The organism is Mycobacterium sp. AZCC_0083, assembly GCF_014202335.1.
GTDB lineage: Bacteria > Actinomycetota > Actinomycetes > Mycobacteriales > Mycobacteriaceae > Mycobacterium.
In genome coordinates this window covers 1-17,816 of the sequence record NZ_JACHGP010000004.1, presented here as the reverse complement: position 1 = coordinate 17,816, position 17,816 = coordinate 1, and the positions used below count along the sequence as shown (strand labels likewise).

The following is a 17,816-nucleotide window of genomic DNA, read 5'->3' as shown; positions in this document are numbered from 1 at the left end:
CCAGATTCGAAGGCTAGGCGGTATCGCGCGCGGCGGCGCGGCCCGCCGCCCGGCCGGAGAACACGCAGCCTCCGAGGAAGGTGCCCTCCAGTGAGCGGTAGCCGTGCACGCCGCCCCCACCGAAGCCGGCCGCCTCGCCCGCCGCATATAGGCCGCCGAAGACCGTGCCATCTGGCTTGAGTACTCGGGAGTCCAGATCGGTTTCCATACCGCCCAAGGACTTTCGGGTCAGGATGTGTAGCTTGACCGCGATGAGGGGGCCGGCCTTCGGGTCGGTGATCCGGTGCGGGGCGACGACGCGGGTGACCCGGTCGGCGAAGTAGTTGCGCGCGCCGCGGATCGCCGTCACCTGGCCGTCCTTGGTGTACTTGTTGGCCACTTCGCGGTCACGGGCGGTCACCTCGGCCTCCACCGTCGCGTAGTCCAGCGGTTCCACGTCGGGTACCTCGTTCATCTTGGACACCAAGTCGCGCAACGAGGTTGCGGAGACGAAGTCGACGCCGCGGTCGACGAAGCGTTGCACGGGCGGCGGTGGGCCGGGCTTGATCCGGCTCAGCACGTCGCGCACGCTGCGGCCGGTCAGGTCGGGGTTCTGCTCCTGCCCCGACAGCCCGAATTCCTTCTCGATGATCCGGGCGTTGAGCACGAACCAGGTGTAGTCGTATCCGGTCTTGGCGATGTACTCCAGTGTGCCGAGGGTGTCGAAACCGGGGTAAAGCGGTACGGGCAGCCGTTTTCCGGTGGCGTCGAGCCACAGCGAGGACGGTCCCGGCAGGATTCGGATGCCGTGCTTCGGCCAGATCGGATCGTAGTTGGTGATGCCCTCGGTGTAGTGCCACATCCGATCGGAGTTGATCACGCGGGCGCCCGCAGCCTCGGCGATGCCGACCATCCGGCCGTCCACGTGCGCGGGTACCCCGCTGAGCAACTGTCCGGGCACGCGCCCGATCCGGGCAGGCCAGTTCTTACGAACCAGGTCGTGGTTGCCGCCGATGCCCCCGCTGGCCACGATGACCGCCTGTGCGCGGAACTCGAACTCGCCCACGGTGGTTCGCGACGACGCGACGGCGCGCGCCGCCGACGTCGGCTCCAGTACCGCACCCCGCACCCCGGTCACGGCACCACCTTCGACGATCAGTTCGTCGACGCGATGCCGATGTGCGAAGCGGACTTTGGGCCCGGCGGCCAGGAGCCGACGGGCGAAGATGTCGACGATCGCGGGACCCGTTCCCCACGTGATGTGAAACCGCGGCACCGAGTTGCCGTGTCCGTTGGCGTTGTATCCGCCGCGCTCGGCCCAGCCGACGAGCGCGAACGTCTGAAGGCCGCGCTCGCGCAGCCAGCTGCGTTTCTCGCCTGCGGCGAAGTCGACGTAGGCGTGCGCCCACTGCCTGGGCCAGTGGTCCTCCGGCCGGTCGAACCCTGCCGAGCCCAGCCAGTCCTGCAGTGCCAGTTCGTGGGTGTCGCGGATGCCGAGCCTGCGTTGTTCGGGGCTGTCGACGAAGAACAGCCCGCCGAACGACCAGAATGCCTGTCCACCGAGGTTGGCGGCATTCTCCTGGTCGACGATCAGTACTGATCGGCCGCGGTCGATCACCTCGCAGGCGGCGACCAGTCCTGCCAATCCCGCTCCGACGACAATGACATCAGCATCAGCCATGACGCCACGTTAGCGTTCGTGGCTAGGCGGCGTCCGTCATCGCCGGCCTGGGCTCCCACCGGTACACCGTTGGCATGCAGTGGTGCATCAGGGCGAGATCGATGGCGTCGATCATCGCCTGGCGGGGGCCCGGCTTGCGCAGCTGCTTGGCCGACGCGGCGACGCGGACGATGCCGGAGCGACGAGCCGTGCGCTCGGCCGCCAGCACCAGGGTCCGGCACCACCACGGCTCGGTGAGGAAGCCTTCGCCGATGCCGAGCACCCGCGCCCGCACCGTCGTGTTGCGCATCAAGTCGGTGATCCCGTTGATTCCAGCGAGCAGACGGAAGCCGTTGCGCGGCAACGCGGTTACGGTTCCCTGTGAGACGTTCCAGCCAGGCGCGGCGAACAGCCGGGTACGCAACCCGAGATGTTCGAGGACCCGGTCGGCACCCATCAGACGAAGGTTCGCCTCGTGCGCCTGCAACGTCGCGAATTCGCCGCGACGCTTCTTGGTGGCCGCCTCGTCGTAGCCGTGCAGAACGAGGGCGTCACCCGCAGCCCGGCGGGTTTGAAGCCATTCGACGGTCGGCCGATCTTGGTCGAGCCGGTAGCCGCCCTTGAGCCGCGGCGCCACCAGCAACGACACCGGCACCCCCCGCGCTTCGAGCTCGGCGCGGAAGTCGGCAACGTCGTCGATCGTGCGGTCCTTGATCCCGGAGATCGAGACGATCAGTTCTCCAGCCACGCAAGCAGTATGGCAACGTCAGGTGTCCCAACGGTTTACGACACGTGGGCGGGAGTTGACCGTTTGGGGGCAGCTATCGAGGCAACACGGCTTCGATAGCGCCGATCACCTCTGGCGCATCCGGAACGGTTCGCGGACGGAACCGGTTGACCACCTCACCGCCCGGCGCCAGCAGGAACTTCTCGAAGTTCCACTGCACGTCGCCCGCCTCGCCGTCGGCGTCGGCGGCCTTGGTCAACTCCCCATACAGCGGGTGCCGATCTGCGCCGTTGACGTCGACCTTGCTGAGCAGCGGAAATGTCACGCCATAGGTGGTGGAGCAGAACGTCTGGATCTCGTCGGCACTGCCCGGCTCCTGACCCATGAACTGGTTGCACGGCACCCCGATCACCGTCAGCCCGCGGTCGCCGTAGTCCTGCGCCAGCTGCTCCAGCGCGGTGTATTGCGGTGTCAGACCACACTTGGAGGCCACGTTGACCACCAACACTGCGCCGTCGGCATATTCGGCCAGAGTGGTCGGTTCGCCGGAGAGCGTGGTGAGGGCGATGTCGGTGAGGGGTTGCGTCATGATCCCGACGTTACCTAACCGTCGAAGAGCATGAGCGCCAGGCGCTCGATGGTGGCAATCGGATCACCCGACCTGTCGACGGCATCGTTGAGCCACAGCAGCGAAAAACCATGCACCAGTGACCAAGCCGCGAGCGCTGCACTCTCGGGGTCGGCCTTGGCGTGCGCGTCCCCGAGTGTGCCGACGCCCCGGCTGAGTTCGGTGCCCGCGGCAGTCTCGGCGGCGACCAGCGCGGCGTCGGTGTCGTCGTAGAGCGACTTGTCGAACATCACGGCGTAGTGGCCAGGGTGACCGAGCGCGAACTGTACGTACGCTCGCGCGGCGTCGATGAACCTCGGCCGCGCGTCGGTGAGCGCTTCGGCCAGCAGCCCGAACCCCTCGGTGGCCAGCGCGGTGAAGAGCCCGCGTCGGTCGGTGAAGTGGTGGGCGGGCGCGGCATGCGAAACACCGGCCACTCGCGCCAGTTCGCGCAGCGAGATCCCATCGGCGCCGCGTTCGGCCACCAGGGTCGCGGCCTGCGCCAGGATCGCGGCCTTCAGGTCGCCGTGGTGGTACGCGTCCCTGCTCATGGGCTCAGCATAGCCGGGAATCTTGACAGTGGATAGATTGTTGTTACGCTACATCTTGTCACTGTCTAGATTAAAGGGTGTCCACCATGGCCGTTTTCTTGAGCCTCGTTCTTGGAAGCCTCGTCGCCCGCGTCGTCGGCTGGTTCGGGGTCGACTACGTCGACTCCTGGCCCGCGGCGATCGCCGTCGGCCTCGCGCTGATGTTCACGATGACCGGGGTGGCCCACTTCGTGCCGGCGATGCGGCGCGACATGATCGCGATCGTGCCGCCGCGGCTGCCGAAGCCCGCGCTGCTGGTGACGATCACCGGCGTCCTCGAGCTGCTCGGCGCGATCGGGGTGCTCTACCCGCCCACCCGTGTCGCCGCGGCAGTGTGCCTCTTGGCGTTGATGCTGGTGATGTTCCCTGCCAACGTCTATGCGTCCCGGATGCCCAATCCGCCGAAGTCGATGACGTCGCGGTTAGACGTTCGGAGTGGGGAAGAGGTGGTCTACCTCGCCGCCGCCGTGGTGGTCGCGATCTGCGGTGGCTAGCACCCACGCGTACTGGAAGGCAGCTTCCTTCCACCGCTCGTAGCGTCCGCTGATTCCACCGTGGCCTGCGACCATCTCGGTCTTCAGGAGCAGCGGATTGGAGCCGGTCTTCGTATGCCGCAGCGCGGCAACCCATTTCGCCGGTTCGGTGTAGTAGACCCTGGTGTCGTTGAGCGACGTCATGGCCAGGATTGCCGGATAGTTCTTGGCCTCGACGTTCTCGTACGGCGAGTAGGACTTCATGTAGTGGTAGACCTCGGGGTCGGCCAGCGGGTTACCCCACTCATCCCACTCGGTGACCGTCAGCGGCAACGACGGATCCAGGATCGTGGTGAGCGCGTCGACGAACGGCACCTGGGCCAGGATGCCCGCGAACAGGTCGGGCGCCATGTTGGCCACCGCACCCATCAGCAGGCCACCCGCGCTGCCGCCGAGCGCCACCATGTTCTCCGGTCGCGTCACGTCGGTGCCGACCAAATGTGCTCCCACCGCGATGAAGTCGGTGAACGAGTTCTTCTTCTCCAGCATCTTGCCGTGCTCGTACCACGGCCTGCCCAACTCGCCGCCGCCCCGCACGTGGGCGATGACGAACACCATCCCGCGGTCCAGCAGCGAGAGCCGCGCGATCGAGAAGCGCGGGTCCTCGCACGATTCGTAGGCGCCGTAGCCATACAGCAGCGTCGGCGCCGGAAACCGAAGGCCGGCACGGTGAATGACCGATACCGGTATCCGCGCGCCGTCGGGCGCCACCGCCCAGTCGCGCCGTTCCACGTACTCCTCCGGCCGGTAGTCACCGAGCACCGGCTGCTCGCGCAGTAGAATCCGTTCACCCGTGGCCAGCTCGATGTCGTAGACGCGTACCGGGACGACGAACGACGTCGTGCCCACCCGCAGCCGCGGTGACGACCAGTTCGGATTGCCCGACAATCCCGACGACGTCAGCTCCGTCTCGAAGGTGATCTCCTCTGGATGGCCGTAGCTGCCGTCGGCGTAGATGGGCCACAACTGAATTCGTGGCAACGCCTCGCTGCGGTAGCTCACGACGAGATGGCTCTCGAAGGCGTCCACGGCGTCGAGGCGGACGTCCTCGCGATGCTCGATCAGCGTGCGGAACGCGGTCGGGTCGCTGACCGGTGCCTCGACGAGGGTGAAGTTCTCGGCACCGTCGTTGTGCAAAATCAGGAACCGGTCCTCGCCTCCCACCACCGCGTGTTCGACCGAGTACTCGACGAGCTCACGCCGCGGCAGGATGGAGGTGAAAGTGGCCCCCGTGTCACCGGCGTCGCCGTAGAACACCTCCGAGGTCACCGCGCTGCCCGCCGCGATGAAGACATACTTGTTGCTGCGGCTGCGGCCGACGGCGAGCCAGAAGCGCTCGTCGGGTTCGTGGTGGACCCGCTCCCCCGGCCGCCCGGAACCAAGTCGATGCCGCCACACCGTATCTGGCCGCCAGGCGTCGTCGACGGTGATGTAGTAGACGGTCCGGTTGTCGGCCGCCCACGTAGCACCCGCGCCGATGCCGACGATCGTGTCGTCGTACATCTCGCCGGTCGACAAGTTCCTGAACTTCAGCGTGTACCGCTCGTCGCCGACGACGTCGACGGAGAACGCCAGGGTGTTGCCGTCCAGCGACACCGACGCCGCCCCCAGTGAGAAGAACTCGTGCCCGTCGGCTTCGACGTTCTCGTCCAGCAGCACCTGCTCCCCTGGGATCTCGGTGTGCTCGTCGAGTTCGGGCGGGGTCCAGTCGTCGGGATCGCCGATCGGGCAACGGCATTGCACGCCGTACTGCTTGCCCTCGAAGCTGCGGCCGTAGTACCACCAGTCGCCGCGGCGCGTCGGTACCGACAGATCGGTCTCCTTCGTGCGGGCCTTGATCTCGTCGAAGATCCTCTGCCGCAGCGGCGCCAGGTGCGCGGTCTGCTCGTCGGTGTAGGCGTTCTCCTCCTCCAGGTAGGAGACGACGTCGGGATTGGCCTTGTCGCGCAGCCATTCGTACGGGTCGACGAAGACGTCGCCATGGTGTTCCCGGCGAGTATCGACGCGCTTGGCGATGGGGGGATTCATGCTGGTCCGATCCAGTCGTCGAAGTTCAAGCCCGAAATACGTTCGTAGGCTTCGATGTACCGCGCGCGGGTGGCCGCAGCGATGTCAGGCGGCAAGGGTGGCGGTGGTTCGTCTCCGCCGCGGTCCCAGCCGGAGTCCGGCCCCGTGAGCCAGTTCCGCACGAACTGCTTGTCGAAACTGGGCTGCACGACGCCTTCCTGGTACCCGTCGGCCGGCCAGTACCGTGACGAGTCGGGAGTGAAGACCTCGTCGGCCAGCACTACCGTCCCGTGCTCGTCGACGCCGAACTCGAACTTGGTGTCGGCGAGGATGATTCCCTTGCTGAGCGCATGCTCGGCGGCCTTGGCGTAGATCTGCAGCGTGCTGTCCCGCACGGCGGCCGCGCGCTCGGCACCGACCAGCTTGACGACGTCGTCGAAGGTGATGTTCTCGTCGTGCTCGCCCAGGTCGGCCTTGCTCGCAGGAGTGAACAACGGCTCGGCGAACTTGCTGGCCTCGGTGAGCCCCGGCGGCAGCTCGATGCCACACACCTGTCCGGTCTTGCGGTAGTCAATGATGCCGGAGCCGGTCAGGTAGCCGCGGGCCACGCACTCGACGGGGATCATGTCCAGCTGCCGCACCACCAGCGCGCGGCCCAGCACCTCCGCGGGGATGCGCTCGTCGTCGGGCGGGCCTGCGAGATGGTTGGGCGCGTCGAGGAAGTCGAAGAAGAACACGCTCATCGCGGTCAGGATCCGGCCCTTGTCGGGGATCTCGGTCTGCAGGATGTAGTCGAACGCGGAGATGCGGTCGGAGGCGACGAACAGCAGGTGCTCGTCGTCGATGCGATACAGCTCGCGAACCTTGCCGCTCGCCAGATGCAAGTAGTCGCTCAGAGGTGGGCGCATCGGGCCAGACTATCTGCTGAGATCATCGGCATGACGTCCCGTTATCTGCCCTACGCCACCACACCGGCTCGCCTGCTCGCACAGCTGGTCAGCGACGTCGTGGTCGTCGTATGGACCGCCGTATGGGTGCTGGTCGGCATGGCAGTTCATGCCGCCGTGTCGACCATCGCCCAGGTCGGCAGGCAAGTCCAGGATGGCGCCAACGGCGTCGCGGGCAACCTGAACTCTGCCGGTGACAGTGCCGACAACGTGCCGCTGGTCGGTGATTCGCTGAGCAAGCCGCTGCGGGCGGCCAGCGAAGCGGCGCTGGACATCGCCGGTGCGGGTCACAGCCTCGACACGACCGCGAGCTGGCTGGCGTGGGTGCTGGCGCTGGCGGTGGCCGCGCCGCCGATCCTGGCCGTCGTGATGCCGTGGCTGTTCGTCCGGGTGCGGTTCTTCCGGCGGAAGTGGACCGCCATCACGCTTGCGGCCACGCCGGCCGGCGAGCAGCTGCTCGCGTTGCGCGCGCTGGCCAACCGGCCGCTGGCCAAGCTCGCCGCGGTCAGCATCGACCCGGTGGGCGCGTGGCGCCGCGACGACGCCATCGCCGTGCGCGGCCTGGCCAACCTGGAGTTGCGCGCCGCAGGCGTCACCCGCCGCCCCTAACCCCTCCCTCCCGCGATTTCGGCGTGGTCTGTGTCGCTGGACGTGACTGAACACGCCGAAATCGCGCAGTGTGGAACCGCTGAGGCGCGCTCTACGTCGATCCAAAGGTGCTGAACGAGCTGCTGCGACAACACGACGGAGTGCTGACACTCGCTCAGGCCCAAGACATTGGCCTCAGCAGGCAAGCCATTCATCGACGAGTATCCGCAGGACATTGGCAGCGTTGCGCGCCCGGTGTCTACTTCGTCAACGACAGGCCGTTCGACGACGCCGCACGTATTCGCGCCGCCGTGTGGAGCTACGGCGACTCAGCGGCGGCTAGCGGGCTAGCAGCGGCCTGGTGGCTCCGCCTGACACGATTCGCCCCACCGATCGTCGAGGTCACGGTTCCCCGTAATAGCAACGGCCGCAGCCACGCAGGTTCGCAGGTCAGGCGTCGAGATCTCGCGCCCACTGACATCGAGGTCCAACGGGGAATGCGGGTGACGGCGCTCCCCCTGACGGTGATCGAAGCCGCGGTTCGAATGCGGGGCGGAGCCAAGCTGATGGACACTGCACTGCAACGTCACGTCGAATTGCGACCCCTATGGAACGCACACCTCCGCAACAAGGGGCGATATGGCGCCCCCGCGGCAAGACGCTTATTGCAGGCGGCTGACGACGGCGCCCGATCGGAGGCCGAGCGTCTCCTTATCCGCCTGCTCAAGGCTGCGGGCATCACGGGGTGGAAGGCGAACTATCCAGTCGCCGGCTACAAGGTCGACGTCGGGTTCCAGGGCTGCACGGTCGCGATCGAGGTCGATGGCTTGGCCTTCCACAGCGATTCGGACGACTTCCACAACGACCGCGTACGGCAGAACGCCATTGCGCTGGCCGGATGGCAGGTGTTGAGGTTCACCTGGCTCGACCTCACCGAGTATCCGGACCGGGTCGTCGCCGAGATCCGACGAGCGACTTCGGCGTGATTAGTTACGGCGAGCGCAACAGAACACGCCGAAATCGCTTAGGGGGTGAGGGTGATGACCAGGTGGCGGATGCCGGTGTGCCGGTTGCTGCGGGTCCACTCGACGGGCTCGATGAGGCGGGCCGACGAGAACCGGCCAAGCAGCTCCTCGAACAGCACCCGCAGCTCCAGACGCGCCAGGTTGGCGCCGAGGCAGTAGTGCACACCTTGCCCGAACCCCAAGTGCGGATTGGGCTTACGGCCGATGTCGAACGAGTCCGCGTCGGCGAACACCACCCCGTCGCGGTTGGCCGAGCCCTCCCAGATCTGTACCTTCTGCCCGGCTTCGACCTGACATCCGCCGAGTTCCACGTCACGGGTGGCGGTGCGCCGCTTCGACGGCGACGGCGACGTCCAGCGCACCATCTCCTCGACTGCGGTCGGCAGCAGATCGAGATCGTCTCGCAGTAAACGCATTTGGCCGGGATGATCGATCAGCGCCAGCAGGCCACCTGCGACGGAGTTGCGGGTGGTCTCCGCACCCGCGCTGAACAGCAGGCTGAAGAACAGGTACAGCTCCATGTCGGAGAGCACCGGCATCGCGTCGTCCTCCAGCACCGCGTTCGCCACCACGGACAGCATGTCGTCGGTCGGCTCGGCACGCTTCGACGCGATCAGTTCCTGGCCGTAGGTGTACATCCGCGAGCCGGCTTCCTCCACCGACATCCGCGACGCCTGCCCTATCTGGGCCCTCCTGGCCATACCGAAGTCGAACTGCGGCTCGATCGCCTCGAACAGCCAATGCCGTTCGGACTCAGGAACTCCGAGCAGGATGCAGATCATCTGCATCGGCAGCTCGGCGGCCACGTCGACGAGGAAGTCGAAGGGCTCGCCCGGCACCACGTCGTCCAGCAGGCGTCGGGCCCTGGCCCTCAGGTCGTCCTCGACCACCCGGATCATCCGCGGCGTCAGTCCGGAGCTGACCAGCCGCCGGATCGCCGAATGCCGCGGGTCGTCCATCATGTTCAGCACCTGGCCTGCGACCGACAGGTCCTGCAACAACGTTCCCCCGAACGGCCGCGAGCCACCCGTCACCGATGAATACGTCACCGGATCGCGAAGCACCCCAAGAGATTCGGCGTACGTAGCCACCGACCAGAAACCCTCGCCGTCGGGCGTATTGTCGGTCGGTTCGTGCCAGTAGACGGGCGCTTCGGCACGATGCACCGCGAACAGCTCGTGCGGAAAGCCCGCGGCGAAGTTGTCCAGATCGGTGAAGTCGATCCCCGAGAGGGCGCCCGTCAACGTCACAAAATGGCACCCGAGGTGTACTTGGCCGCTTCGGGATAACGGCTCACCAGCTCGTCGACGGCAGCCACCACGGCGTCGACCTGCGCACCCGCGGCACCGGTGAACGCCTGTTTGTCGGCCAGAGCCGCGTCCAATGCAGGCCGATCCAGCGGCAACCGAGGATCGGCAGCCAATCGGTCCAACAAATCGGGCTCCAAACCGTGTTCGCGCATCGCCAGCGCGACGGCGACCGCATGCTCCTTGATCACCTCGTGCGCGGTCTCGCGGCCCACACCGGCGCGCACCGCGGCAATGAGAATCCGGGTGGTGGCCAGGAACGGCAGGTAGCGGTCCAGCTCTCGCTGGATGACGGCCGGGTAGGCGCCGAACTCGTCGAGCACCGTCAGGAACGTCTCGATCTGCCCGTCGACGGCGAAGAACGCATCGGGCAGCGCCACCCGGCGCACCACCGAGCAGAACACGTCGCCCTCGTTCCACTGCGCGCCTGCGAGTTCCGCGGCCATCGACCCGTACCCGCGCAACACCACCTGCAGCCCGTTCACGCGCTCGCACGAACGGGTGTTCATCTTGTGCGGCATCGCCGACGAGCCGACCTGCCCTGGTGCGAAGCCCTCGGTGACGAGCTCGTGGCCTGCCATCAGCCGGATGGTGTGCGCCATCGACGAAGGCCCTGCGCCCAATTGCACCAGAGCGGACACCACGTCATGGTCGAGCGATCGCGGATACACCTGTCCGACGCTGGTGAAAACGTCTGCGAAACCGAGGAATTCAGCAATCCGCCGCTCGAGGTCGGCCAGCCGGGAACCGTCCCCGTCGAACAGGTCGAGCATGTCCTGCGCGGTGCCCATCGGCCCCTTGATGCCTCGCAGCGGGTAGCGGTCGATCAGCTCGGCGAGCCGCTGCAGCCCCAACAACGTCTCCTCGGCGGCCGACGCGAACCTCTTGCCCAGAGTCGTCGCCTGTGCGGCCACGTTGTGCGACCGGCCCGCCATCACCAGATCGCGGTACAGCACGGCCCGCTCGGCGAGCCGCGCGACCACCGCGACGCCGTGCGCATGCACGAGCTCCAGCGACTGCCGGATCTGCAGCTGCTCGACGTTCTCGGTGAGATCGCGGCTCGTCATGCCCTTGTGCACGTGCTCGTGGCCGGCCAGGGCGTTGAACTCCTCGATGCGGGCCTTGACGTCGTGACGGGTGACCCGCTCACGCGCGGCGATCGACGCAAGGTCGACGGCGTCGATCACCCGCTCGTAGTCCGCCACCACACCGTCGGGCACCGTCACGCCCAGCTCAGCCTGCGCCCGCAACACCGCAAGCCACAATCGACGCTCGGCGACGACCTTGGCCTCCGGGGACCAGATCGCCACCATCTCGTCGCTGGCGTAACGGTTGGCCAGGACATTCGGAATGCTCACAAATGTTCAGCTTACTGAGGCACATACGGCAAGGTAGCGATGTGTACTTCGTCGGCCTCGACCTCGCATGGGGCGAGAACAACCCGAGCGGCGTCGCGGCTGTCGACTCCGACGGCCGACTGCTTCACGTCGGCATCGCGCAAGACGACGAGGACATCATGGCCGCGATCGCGCCGTACGTCGAAGAACAATGCCTCGTCGCGATCGATGCGCCGTTGATCGTGCCCAACCCGACCGGGTCCCGACAATGCGAGAAGGATCTCAATCACGACTTCTCCGTCTTCGAGGCCGGTGCCCGACCGGCGTTCAGCGACAAGCCCGAGTTCAAGAACCCCCGCGGCGCCCGGCTGGCCAATGCTCTCGACCTCGACATGGACCCGACCTCGAGTTCGGTCCGACGGGCCATCGAGGTCTTTCCACACCCCGCCACCATCGCCTTGTTCGGGCTCAAGAAGACCCTGAAGTACAAGCGCGGTCCGTTCGACGTGCGCCATCAAGAGCTGATGACGTTGATGGGGCACATCGAGGACCTCGACACGGCGACGCCGCGACTTCGGGCCAACCGCAGCATCGCGTGGGTCGAGCTCCGACGGCGGGTCGATGCTGCCACCCGACCGAGTCAGCTCGACCGGGACGAGGATCCCGTCGATGCCGTCCTCTGCGCCTACGTCGCGCTGTACTGGTACCTCCGCCCGGAGGACGTCACGATCTACGGTGATTTCGACTCCGGGTACATCGTCACGCCTGCCTTGCCAGAAGGCCTGACGCCTGCGGCTCGAGGTGCGCCAGCAAAGCCGCCGCGGGACCGTGACCTCCTCACCCGATTGGCCAACGCGGAGAAGAGACTCGCCGCCTTGACCGTGGAGCTGGACGACATCCGGCAACAACTCGATGCGCGCCACGGGGCAGGCTAGACGGATGTACTTCGTCGGCCTCGACCTCGCATGGGGCGAACACAAACCCACCGGAGTCGCGGTCGTCGACGACGCAGGCAAGCTCGTGCACATCGGCACCGCGCAGGACGACACGGGCATCAGGGCCGCGATCACGCCGTACGTTCAAGGCGACTGCCTGGTCGCGTTCGACGCGCCACTGATCGTGAACAACCCGACCGGTCAGCGCCCAAGCGAGGCGGCCCTGAACCGGGACTTCGCGAAGTTCGAAGCGGGCGCCCATCCGACCAATACCGGCAAGTCCGAGTTCGCGGGCCAGCCACGGGCCGCCAGGCTGTCCAAGGCACTCGATCTCGACATCGACCCGAATTCTGGATCGTCGCGACGGGCCATCGAGGTCTATCCCCATCCCGCGACGGTTGCGCTGTTCCGGCTCGGCCGGACCTTGAAGTACAAGGCGAAACCGGGTCGCAGCTTCGCCCAGTTGCGCTCGGAGCTGCTGCGGTTGATGGACCTCGTCGAGTCGCTGGCGCAAGCGACACCGGCGCTGCGGGTCGCCGACCACGACGGTTGGGTGGAACTGAGGCACGCGGTGGAGACGGCGGAACGCAAGAGCGAGCTGCGTCGCGCGGAAGACCCGGTCGACGCCGTCATCTGCGCCTACGTCGGGCTGTTCGCCACGCGCCGGCCCGAGGACGTGACGACCTACGGAGACGCCGAGACGGGGGCCACCGTCACGCCGACGCTGCCGCCCGACCTGACACCCGCACCCCCGGAGAACACGCCAGGCGCGGTGCGCGACGCCATCGCGCAGTTCGCGGATCGGCGCCCTGCGCTCGTCGGCGCGACGGACCGCTACCTCGCACTGGTCACCACCCTGCTCGACGACGCGGGCATCAACTACCTCAGCGTCACGGCGAGGACCAAGAGCGTGGCGTCGTTCGCCGAGAAGGCCGACCGCAGTGTCGACGGCCAGCGCCTCTACACCGACCCGTTGGCGGAGATCACCGACCAGGTCGGGCTGCGGGTGATCACGTTCCTGCGCGACGACGTCGCCACGGTGGCCAACGTGCTCGCCGAGGAAGTGCAGCTGCTCGACGACCGCGACATGGGTCAGGAGACCGCACGGGAGGGGCGGTGGGGCTACGCGAGCCGGCATCTGCTGATCGCGGTCGAAGGCGAGCAGCAGCCCGCGTCCATCCAGGTCCGCACCGTCCTGCAGCACGCGTGGGCGGAGTTCGAACACGACATCCGCTACAAGGGGTCGATCCCAGAGGAGGATGCGCCCGACTTGGACCGGCGGTTCACGCTCGCGGCCGGGCTGCTAGAGCTGGCGGACCGGGAGTTCTCCGCGATCCGCGAGCGGCTGAAGTCCTCGCCGCCCGCGCAGCGGTCCGAACAGTCCGGCGACCCGCGCATCGCCACCCCGGTTCTCGCGACGTATCTGGGCAATCGGTTCCCCGACGCGGGCTGGTCGCGCACCGAGCACTACGCGTGGATCTCGGGCCTGCTCCTCGAACTCGGCGTCGACTCACTCGACGAGCTCGACGACGTGCTCGACACCGTCGACACCGATGCGGTGAACCTGGCCATGGGCTACCGCTATCCGGCGGGCGCCGTGCGTCGCCTCGATGACGCGCTTCTGGCGAAGTTCGGGCAGCGCTACGTTGCGCTGCACGGGAATTCGGATCGGGTGTCGATGTTGGAGAGCCGGCTGGCGAAGCTGACCGACGCCCGTCAATCGTCCAAACCGGACAATTTCGCGACGTGACGCCCTAGCCGACGCTCAAGGGCAGGCCTGCGTAGTTCTCGGCAAGCCCCATGGCGGCCGCGCGGCTGTTGAACACCCAACGCAGTTGCGACCTTTGCAGTTCGGCGTCGAACGGGTCGCCGCTAATGTGCAGCATGCTGGTCATCCACCATGAGAAGTGGGTGCAGCGCCACACCCGTTGCAGCGCCGTCTCCGAGTAGGCGTCGGCCAACTTCGGGTCGCTCTTCTTGATCAGCGCGGTCAGCGCAGGAGCCAGCAGTGACACGTCGGCGATCGCGAGGTTGAGCCCCTTGGCGCCGGTGGGCGGAACGATGTGGGCGGCGTCGCCAGCCAGGAAGAGTTGACCGTGGCGCATCGGCGTCTGCACGTAGCTGCGCATCGGCAGCACGCTGCTCTCGGTGATCGGCCCCGACGTCAACGCCCAGTCATCCATCCCCGCGCCGAGCCGCGTCGATAGCGCATCCCAAATGCGTTGATCCGACCACGTATTGACGTCGGTACCGTTGGGCACCTGAAGGTAGAACCGGGACACCGTGTCCGATCGCATCGAGTGCATGGCGAAGCCGTCGGGATGCCAGGCATAGATGAGTTCGTCGGTGGACGGGGCAACGTCGACCAGCACGCCCAGCCAGGAGTAGGGGTAGGCCTTCTCCCAGACGCGCCTGACCGTTTCGGGCACCGCGGCTCGGCTGGGGCCGAACGAGCCGTCGCAGCCGGCGATCACGTCGGCTTCGAGGCGATGCGCGACACCGTCGACGGTGAAGGTGACACGCGGCCGGTCGGAGGTGACGTCGTGCAGAGCGACGTCGTCGGCGCCGTAGACGATCTGTTGCCCTCCGGCATGGCGGGCGGCGACGAGGTCCCGTTGCACCTCAGTCTGGCCGTACACCCACACATTGCGGCCGACGAGATCGACGAAGTCCAGGTGGTGGCGATCGCCGGGGGTTTGCAGATAGATGCCGCGATGCTCGATACCGCTCTGCGCCAACCGATCACCCAGCCCGACCGAGCGCAGCAACTCCACCGACGCGTGTTCGAGGATGCCTGCCCGGATGCGTGCCAGCACGTAATCCTCGGTGCGGGCTTCGACTATCACGGAGTCGACGCCGTCGGCCGCAAGCAGGTGCGACAGCAACATGCCTGCCGGGCCGGCGCCGATGATGGCAACTTGGGTGCGCATGCCCGTCAGTGAACGCGACCACACCGTCGTCCATCCAGCTCAGGCTTCCACTGGCCGGAAGTGCCGTCAGAGCGACGGTGCGATCGGTCGGCCGAAGTTCAGTTACACACTGCGCCTTCGGATTTTGCGTGCCGGCCGCTCCGCCCGTTAGTCGTAGGGCGCAAGCACGTCGATGACGTCGACCAGGGTGGCTCGCGCCGTCGCGCGGGGACCCTCGCCTACGCCGACCAACGAGGCCACCACTGCGCCGTCGACGGCGCACACCAATGCCGTCATCAACTCCGACTTCACGCATCGGCCGGACCGTTCGACCACCTCGACGACGGCGTCGGTGCGCTGCTTCATGATCTGGCGCTGAACGTCGCGCAGGCTGGGTTGGCGCGCGCAGGCGATGTAGCGCTCGTAGCGGGAGATCAACTGTTCGGCGTCCCGCGTGCCTGGCCCGTCGCCGACGAGGAGGTCGACGAGAACATCGGCGGTGGATTCGGCGCCGCGCTTGCGCCGCGACAGCGCCGCCACGCGCGAGTGCAATTGCTCCGTCTCACGGGTGCCGACGTGCTCGACGGCCTTGGCGATCAGGTCGTCCAGCGACGAGAAGTAGTAGGTGGTGGACGCCAGCGGGAGGCCGGCGCGGCGGGCGACGGCGCGGTGCCGCACCGCGTCGAAGCCGCCTTCGCACAGCAGATCGGCGGCCGCGCTGACCAGCGCGTACCTTCGCCGAACTCCCTTGGGAGTAACCGCTGCCGTCACGGGTTGCACTCTGCCAGCAACGGCCGTGCGGTTTCGGGCTTTCGGACACTCCTAAGGCTCTCCACAGGAAAGTCGGGCAGGCGCGGGTGGGTTGGTCCGCGATGGCATGATTCCCCGCATGACAGGACAGCTGAGCCGTCGCGCGATTCTGCGTCTCGGCGTCGGCGCCGCGGCAGGTGCGGCCGGTGCCTACGCTCTCGGATCCACGTTGCTCGATCCGTCGGTCACTGCGCCGCCGGTGTCGATGACGAGTGTCGGTGCGCCACTAGCGCCTCCGCCACTGCCTGCCGCACCACCCGCCGAACCCGCCGCCACATACGTTACGGGTTCGTTCGTCTCGGCGGCGCGCGACGGCGTGCCGACCAACTGGGCGATCGCCAGACCTCCAGGGCAGACGGCGCCGCTGCGACCGCTGATCGCGTTGCACGGCAAGGGTCAGGACGCGGCAGGGGTGATGGCCGGCGGCGTCGAGCAGGGTCTGGCCGGGGCCGTCGCGGCGGGCCTCCCTCCGTTCGCCGTGGTTGCCGTCGACGGCGGCGGCGGCTACTGGCACGGACGGGCGTCCGGGGAGAACTCCGGCGCGATGGTGCTCGACGAACTGATCCCGATGCTGGCCGGCCAGGGCCTCGACACGTCGCGGGTCGGGTTCATCGGCTGGTCGATGGGCGGCTACGGGGCACTGCTGCTCGGCGCGCGGCTGGGTGCGGCCCGCACGTCGGCGATCTGCGCGGTCAGCCCGGCACTGTGGACGTCATCGGGCGCGACGGCTCCGGGGGCGTTCGACGGCGCCGACGACTACGCCGCCAATAGCGTGTGGGGGCTGCCTGCGCTGGCGTCGATCCCGATCCGGATCGACTGCGGCAACAGCGATCCGTTCTACTCGGCGACCAAGCAGTACATCGCCCAGTTGCCCAATCCACCCGCGGGAGGCTTCTCTCCTGGTGGGCACGACGGTGCGTTCTGGAGCTCGCAGCAGCCCGCCGAGATCGCCTGGCTGGCACCGCTGCTCGTCGCCTGACCCGCGCTCGCCTAATGGGAGTCGATCAGCGTGTCCTTGACGGGGATCTTGGTTCTCGAGCGGGAGGCTGATTACCGAGCCGCCGGCCGGTGAGCACTGTCGTCGCCTGGAGCGATGGTCGATTCCTAGGGTTAGATCGTGCCCCGGCTGGTTGGTGAGGTCATCTGTAGCGCTCATGGGATGTCGTGCCGCTTCGAGCACTGATCCATTAGGTCGCCGCCGGGTGTCCTTCGGCTCGAACGGGTTCCATCCGCACTGAACCGAGGAGGCCAAGCTGATGCTTTTCGTCGGAGACGACTGGGCAGAAGACCATCACGACGTGTACTTGATGAACGATGCTGGCGACAGGCTCGCCTCGCGGCGGCTACCCGAAGGCCTCGCCGGGATCGGGCGGTTGCACGAGCTGATCGCCGAGCATGCCGAAGACCCCGCTCAGGTCGTGATCGGCATCGAAACCGATCGCGGCCTGTGGGTGGATGCCGTGACCGCGGCCGGGTATCAGGTGTTCGCGGTCAACCCGCTGGCCGCGGCTCGCTACCGCGACCGCCACCATGTCTCAGGAGCCAAGTCCGATCCCGCCGATGCCAAGTTGTTGGCCGATCTGGTGCGCACCGACCGGCACAACCATCGTCTGATCGCTGGTGACAGCGGCCAAGCCGAGGCGATCAAGGTGCTGGCTAGGGCCCATCAGAGCCTGATCTGGGCGCGCACCCGCCACACCAACGGGCTGCGTTCGGCGTTGCGGGAGTACTACCCGGCAGCGTTGGAGGCGTTCGAGGATCTGGCGGACCGCGACGCGCTGGCCATCCTGGGCCGTGCCCCAACCCCCGCCGATGCCAGGCGCCTGAGCCTGGCCAAGATCAGGGGAGCGCTCAA

General features: G+C 67.3%; 17 protein-coding genes. 7 read left to right on the top strand and 10 right to left on the bottom strand.

The annotated features are described in order from the left end of the window. Positions 1–13 precede the first annotated feature (13 nt). From HNP02_RS10340 to HNP02_RS10325, 4 genes are all read right to left on the bottom strand, one after another. Positions 14–1,660 carry an FAD-binding dehydrogenase gene (locus HNP02_RS10340; protein ID WP_184437873.1) on the bottom strand — a complete coding sequence of 549 codons (1,647 nt, stop codon included), beginning with the start codon at positions 1,658–1,660 and terminating at the stop codon, positions 14–16. A gap of 22 nt (positions 1,661–1,682) precedes the next feature. After that, positions 1,683–2,387, bottom strand: a complete 705-nt coding sequence (locus tag HNP02_RS10335) for a DUF2334 domain-containing protein (protein WP_184437871.1) — start codon at positions 2,385–2,387, stop codon at positions 1,683–1,685. Between the two features lie 73 nt (positions 2,388–2,460). Next, positions 2,461–2,955: a glutathione peroxidase gene (locus HNP02_RS10330; protein WP_184437869.1), complete on the bottom strand. Its 495-nt coding sequence runs from the start codon at positions 2,953–2,955 to the stop codon at positions 2,461–2,463. A 14-nt stretch (positions 2,956–2,969) separates the two neighbouring features. Next, entirely contained in the window at positions 2,970–3,524 is a 555-nt protein-coding gene (locus HNP02_RS10325) for a TetR/AcrR family transcriptional regulator (RefSeq protein ID WP_184437867.1), read from the bottom strand. 86 nt (positions 3,525–3,610) lie between these two features. Between HNP02_RS10325 and HNP02_RS10320 the strand changes: the two genes are divergently transcribed. After that, on the top strand, positions 3,611–4,057 hold the full coding sequence (locus HNP02_RS10320; protein WP_184437865.1) for a DoxX family protein: 447 nt from the start codon (positions 3,611–3,613) through the stop codon (positions 4,055–4,057). Here the strand turns inward: HNP02_RS10320 and HNP02_RS10315 are convergent. Together HNP02_RS10315 and HNP02_RS10310 are read right to left on the bottom strand one after the other, a co-directional pair. Further along, complete coding sequence (locus HNP02_RS10315) at positions 3,986–6,124, bottom strand: S9 family peptidase (protein ID WP_184437863.1); 2,139 nt, start codon at positions 6,122–6,124, stop codon at positions 3,986–3,988. The two genes, HNP02_RS10320 and HNP02_RS10315, sit on opposite strands and share 72 nt — an antisense overlap. Further along, positions 6,121–7,011 (bottom strand): phosphoribosylaminoimidazolesuccinocarboxamide synthase, encoded by an 891-nt coding sequence (locus HNP02_RS10310; protein WP_184437861.1) that lies wholly within the window; start codon positions 7,009–7,011, stop codon positions 6,121–6,123. The genes HNP02_RS10315 and HNP02_RS10310 overlap by 4 nt, the downstream gene beginning before the upstream one ends. A gap of 30 nt (positions 7,012–7,041) precedes the next feature. On the opposite strand from HNP02_RS10310, the gene HNP02_RS10305 reads away from it, so the two are divergent. Next, positions 7,042–7,659 carry a hypothetical protein gene (locus HNP02_RS10305; protein ID WP_184437859.1) on the top strand — a complete coding sequence of 206 codons (618 nt, stop codon included), beginning with the start codon at positions 7,042–7,044 and terminating at the stop codon, positions 7,657–7,659. Between the two features lie 107 nt (positions 7,660–7,766). Next, positions 7,767–8,624, top strand: coding sequence for a type IV toxin-antitoxin system AbiEi family antitoxin domain-containing protein (locus tag HNP02_RS10300; protein ID WP_184437857.1), 858 nt, complete (start codon positions 7,767–7,769; stop codon positions 8,622–8,624). Positions 8,625–8,662: 38 nt separating this feature from the next. On the opposite strand, the gene HNP02_RS10295 is transcribed toward HNP02_RS10300, so the two are convergent. Continuing rightward, positions 8,663–9,913, bottom strand: a complete 1,251-nt coding sequence (locus HNP02_RS10295; protein ID WP_184437856.1) for a cytochrome P450 — start codon at positions 9,911–9,913, stop codon at positions 8,663–8,665. After that, entirely contained in the window at positions 9,910–11,328 is a 1,419-nt protein-coding gene (purB, locus tag HNP02_RS10290; RefSeq protein ID WP_184437854.1) for an adenylosuccinate lyase, read from the bottom strand. The genes HNP02_RS10295 and purB overlap by 4 nt, the downstream gene beginning before the upstream one ends. A 41-nt stretch (positions 11,329–11,369) precedes the next feature. Here purB and HNP02_RS10285 point away from each other — a divergent pair, with 41 nt between their 5' ends. Beyond that, positions 11,370–12,242 (top strand): DUF429 domain-containing protein, encoded by an 873-nt coding sequence (locus HNP02_RS10285; protein ID WP_184437852.1) that lies wholly within the window; start codon positions 11,370–11,372, stop codon positions 12,240–12,242. 4 nt (positions 12,243–12,246) lie between these two features. Beyond that, the gene (relZ, locus tag HNP02_RS10280) at positions 12,247–13,992 is read left to right on the top strand and encodes a bifunctional ribonuclease/(p)ppGpp synthase (protein ID WP_184437851.1); all 1,746 of its coding nucleotides are present in this window, start codon (positions 12,247–12,249) and stop codon (positions 13,990–13,992) included. A 4-nt stretch (positions 13,993–13,996) separates the two neighbouring features. On the opposite strand, the gene HNP02_RS10275 is transcribed toward relZ, so the two are convergent. Both HNP02_RS10275 and HNP02_RS10270 read right to left on the bottom strand, forming a co-directional pair. After that, a complete protein-coding gene (locus HNP02_RS10275) occupies positions 13,997–15,172 on the bottom strand; it encodes a 4-hydroxybenzoate 3-monooxygenase (protein ID WP_184437849.1) in 1,176 nt (391 codons plus the stop codon). A gap of 147 nt (positions 15,173–15,319) precedes the next feature. Continuing rightward, entirely contained in the window at positions 15,320–15,931 is a 612-nt protein-coding gene (locus HNP02_RS10270) for a TetR family transcriptional regulator (protein ID WP_184437847.1), read from the bottom strand. A gap of 97 nt (positions 15,932–16,028) precedes the next feature. Here HNP02_RS10270 and HNP02_RS10265 point away from each other — a divergent pair, with 97 nt between their 5' ends. Both HNP02_RS10265 and HNP02_RS10260 read left to right on the top strand, forming a co-directional pair. Further along, positions 16,029–16,940: an alpha/beta hydrolase family protein gene (locus HNP02_RS10265; protein ID WP_184437845.1), complete on the top strand. Its 912-nt coding sequence runs from the start codon at positions 16,029–16,031 to the stop codon at positions 16,938–16,940. A gap of 277 nt (positions 16,941–17,217) precedes the next feature. Beyond that, on the top strand, positions 17,218–17,816 hold a 599-nt coding region (locus HNP02_RS10260; protein WP_184437844.1), incomplete at its 3' end, for a transposase.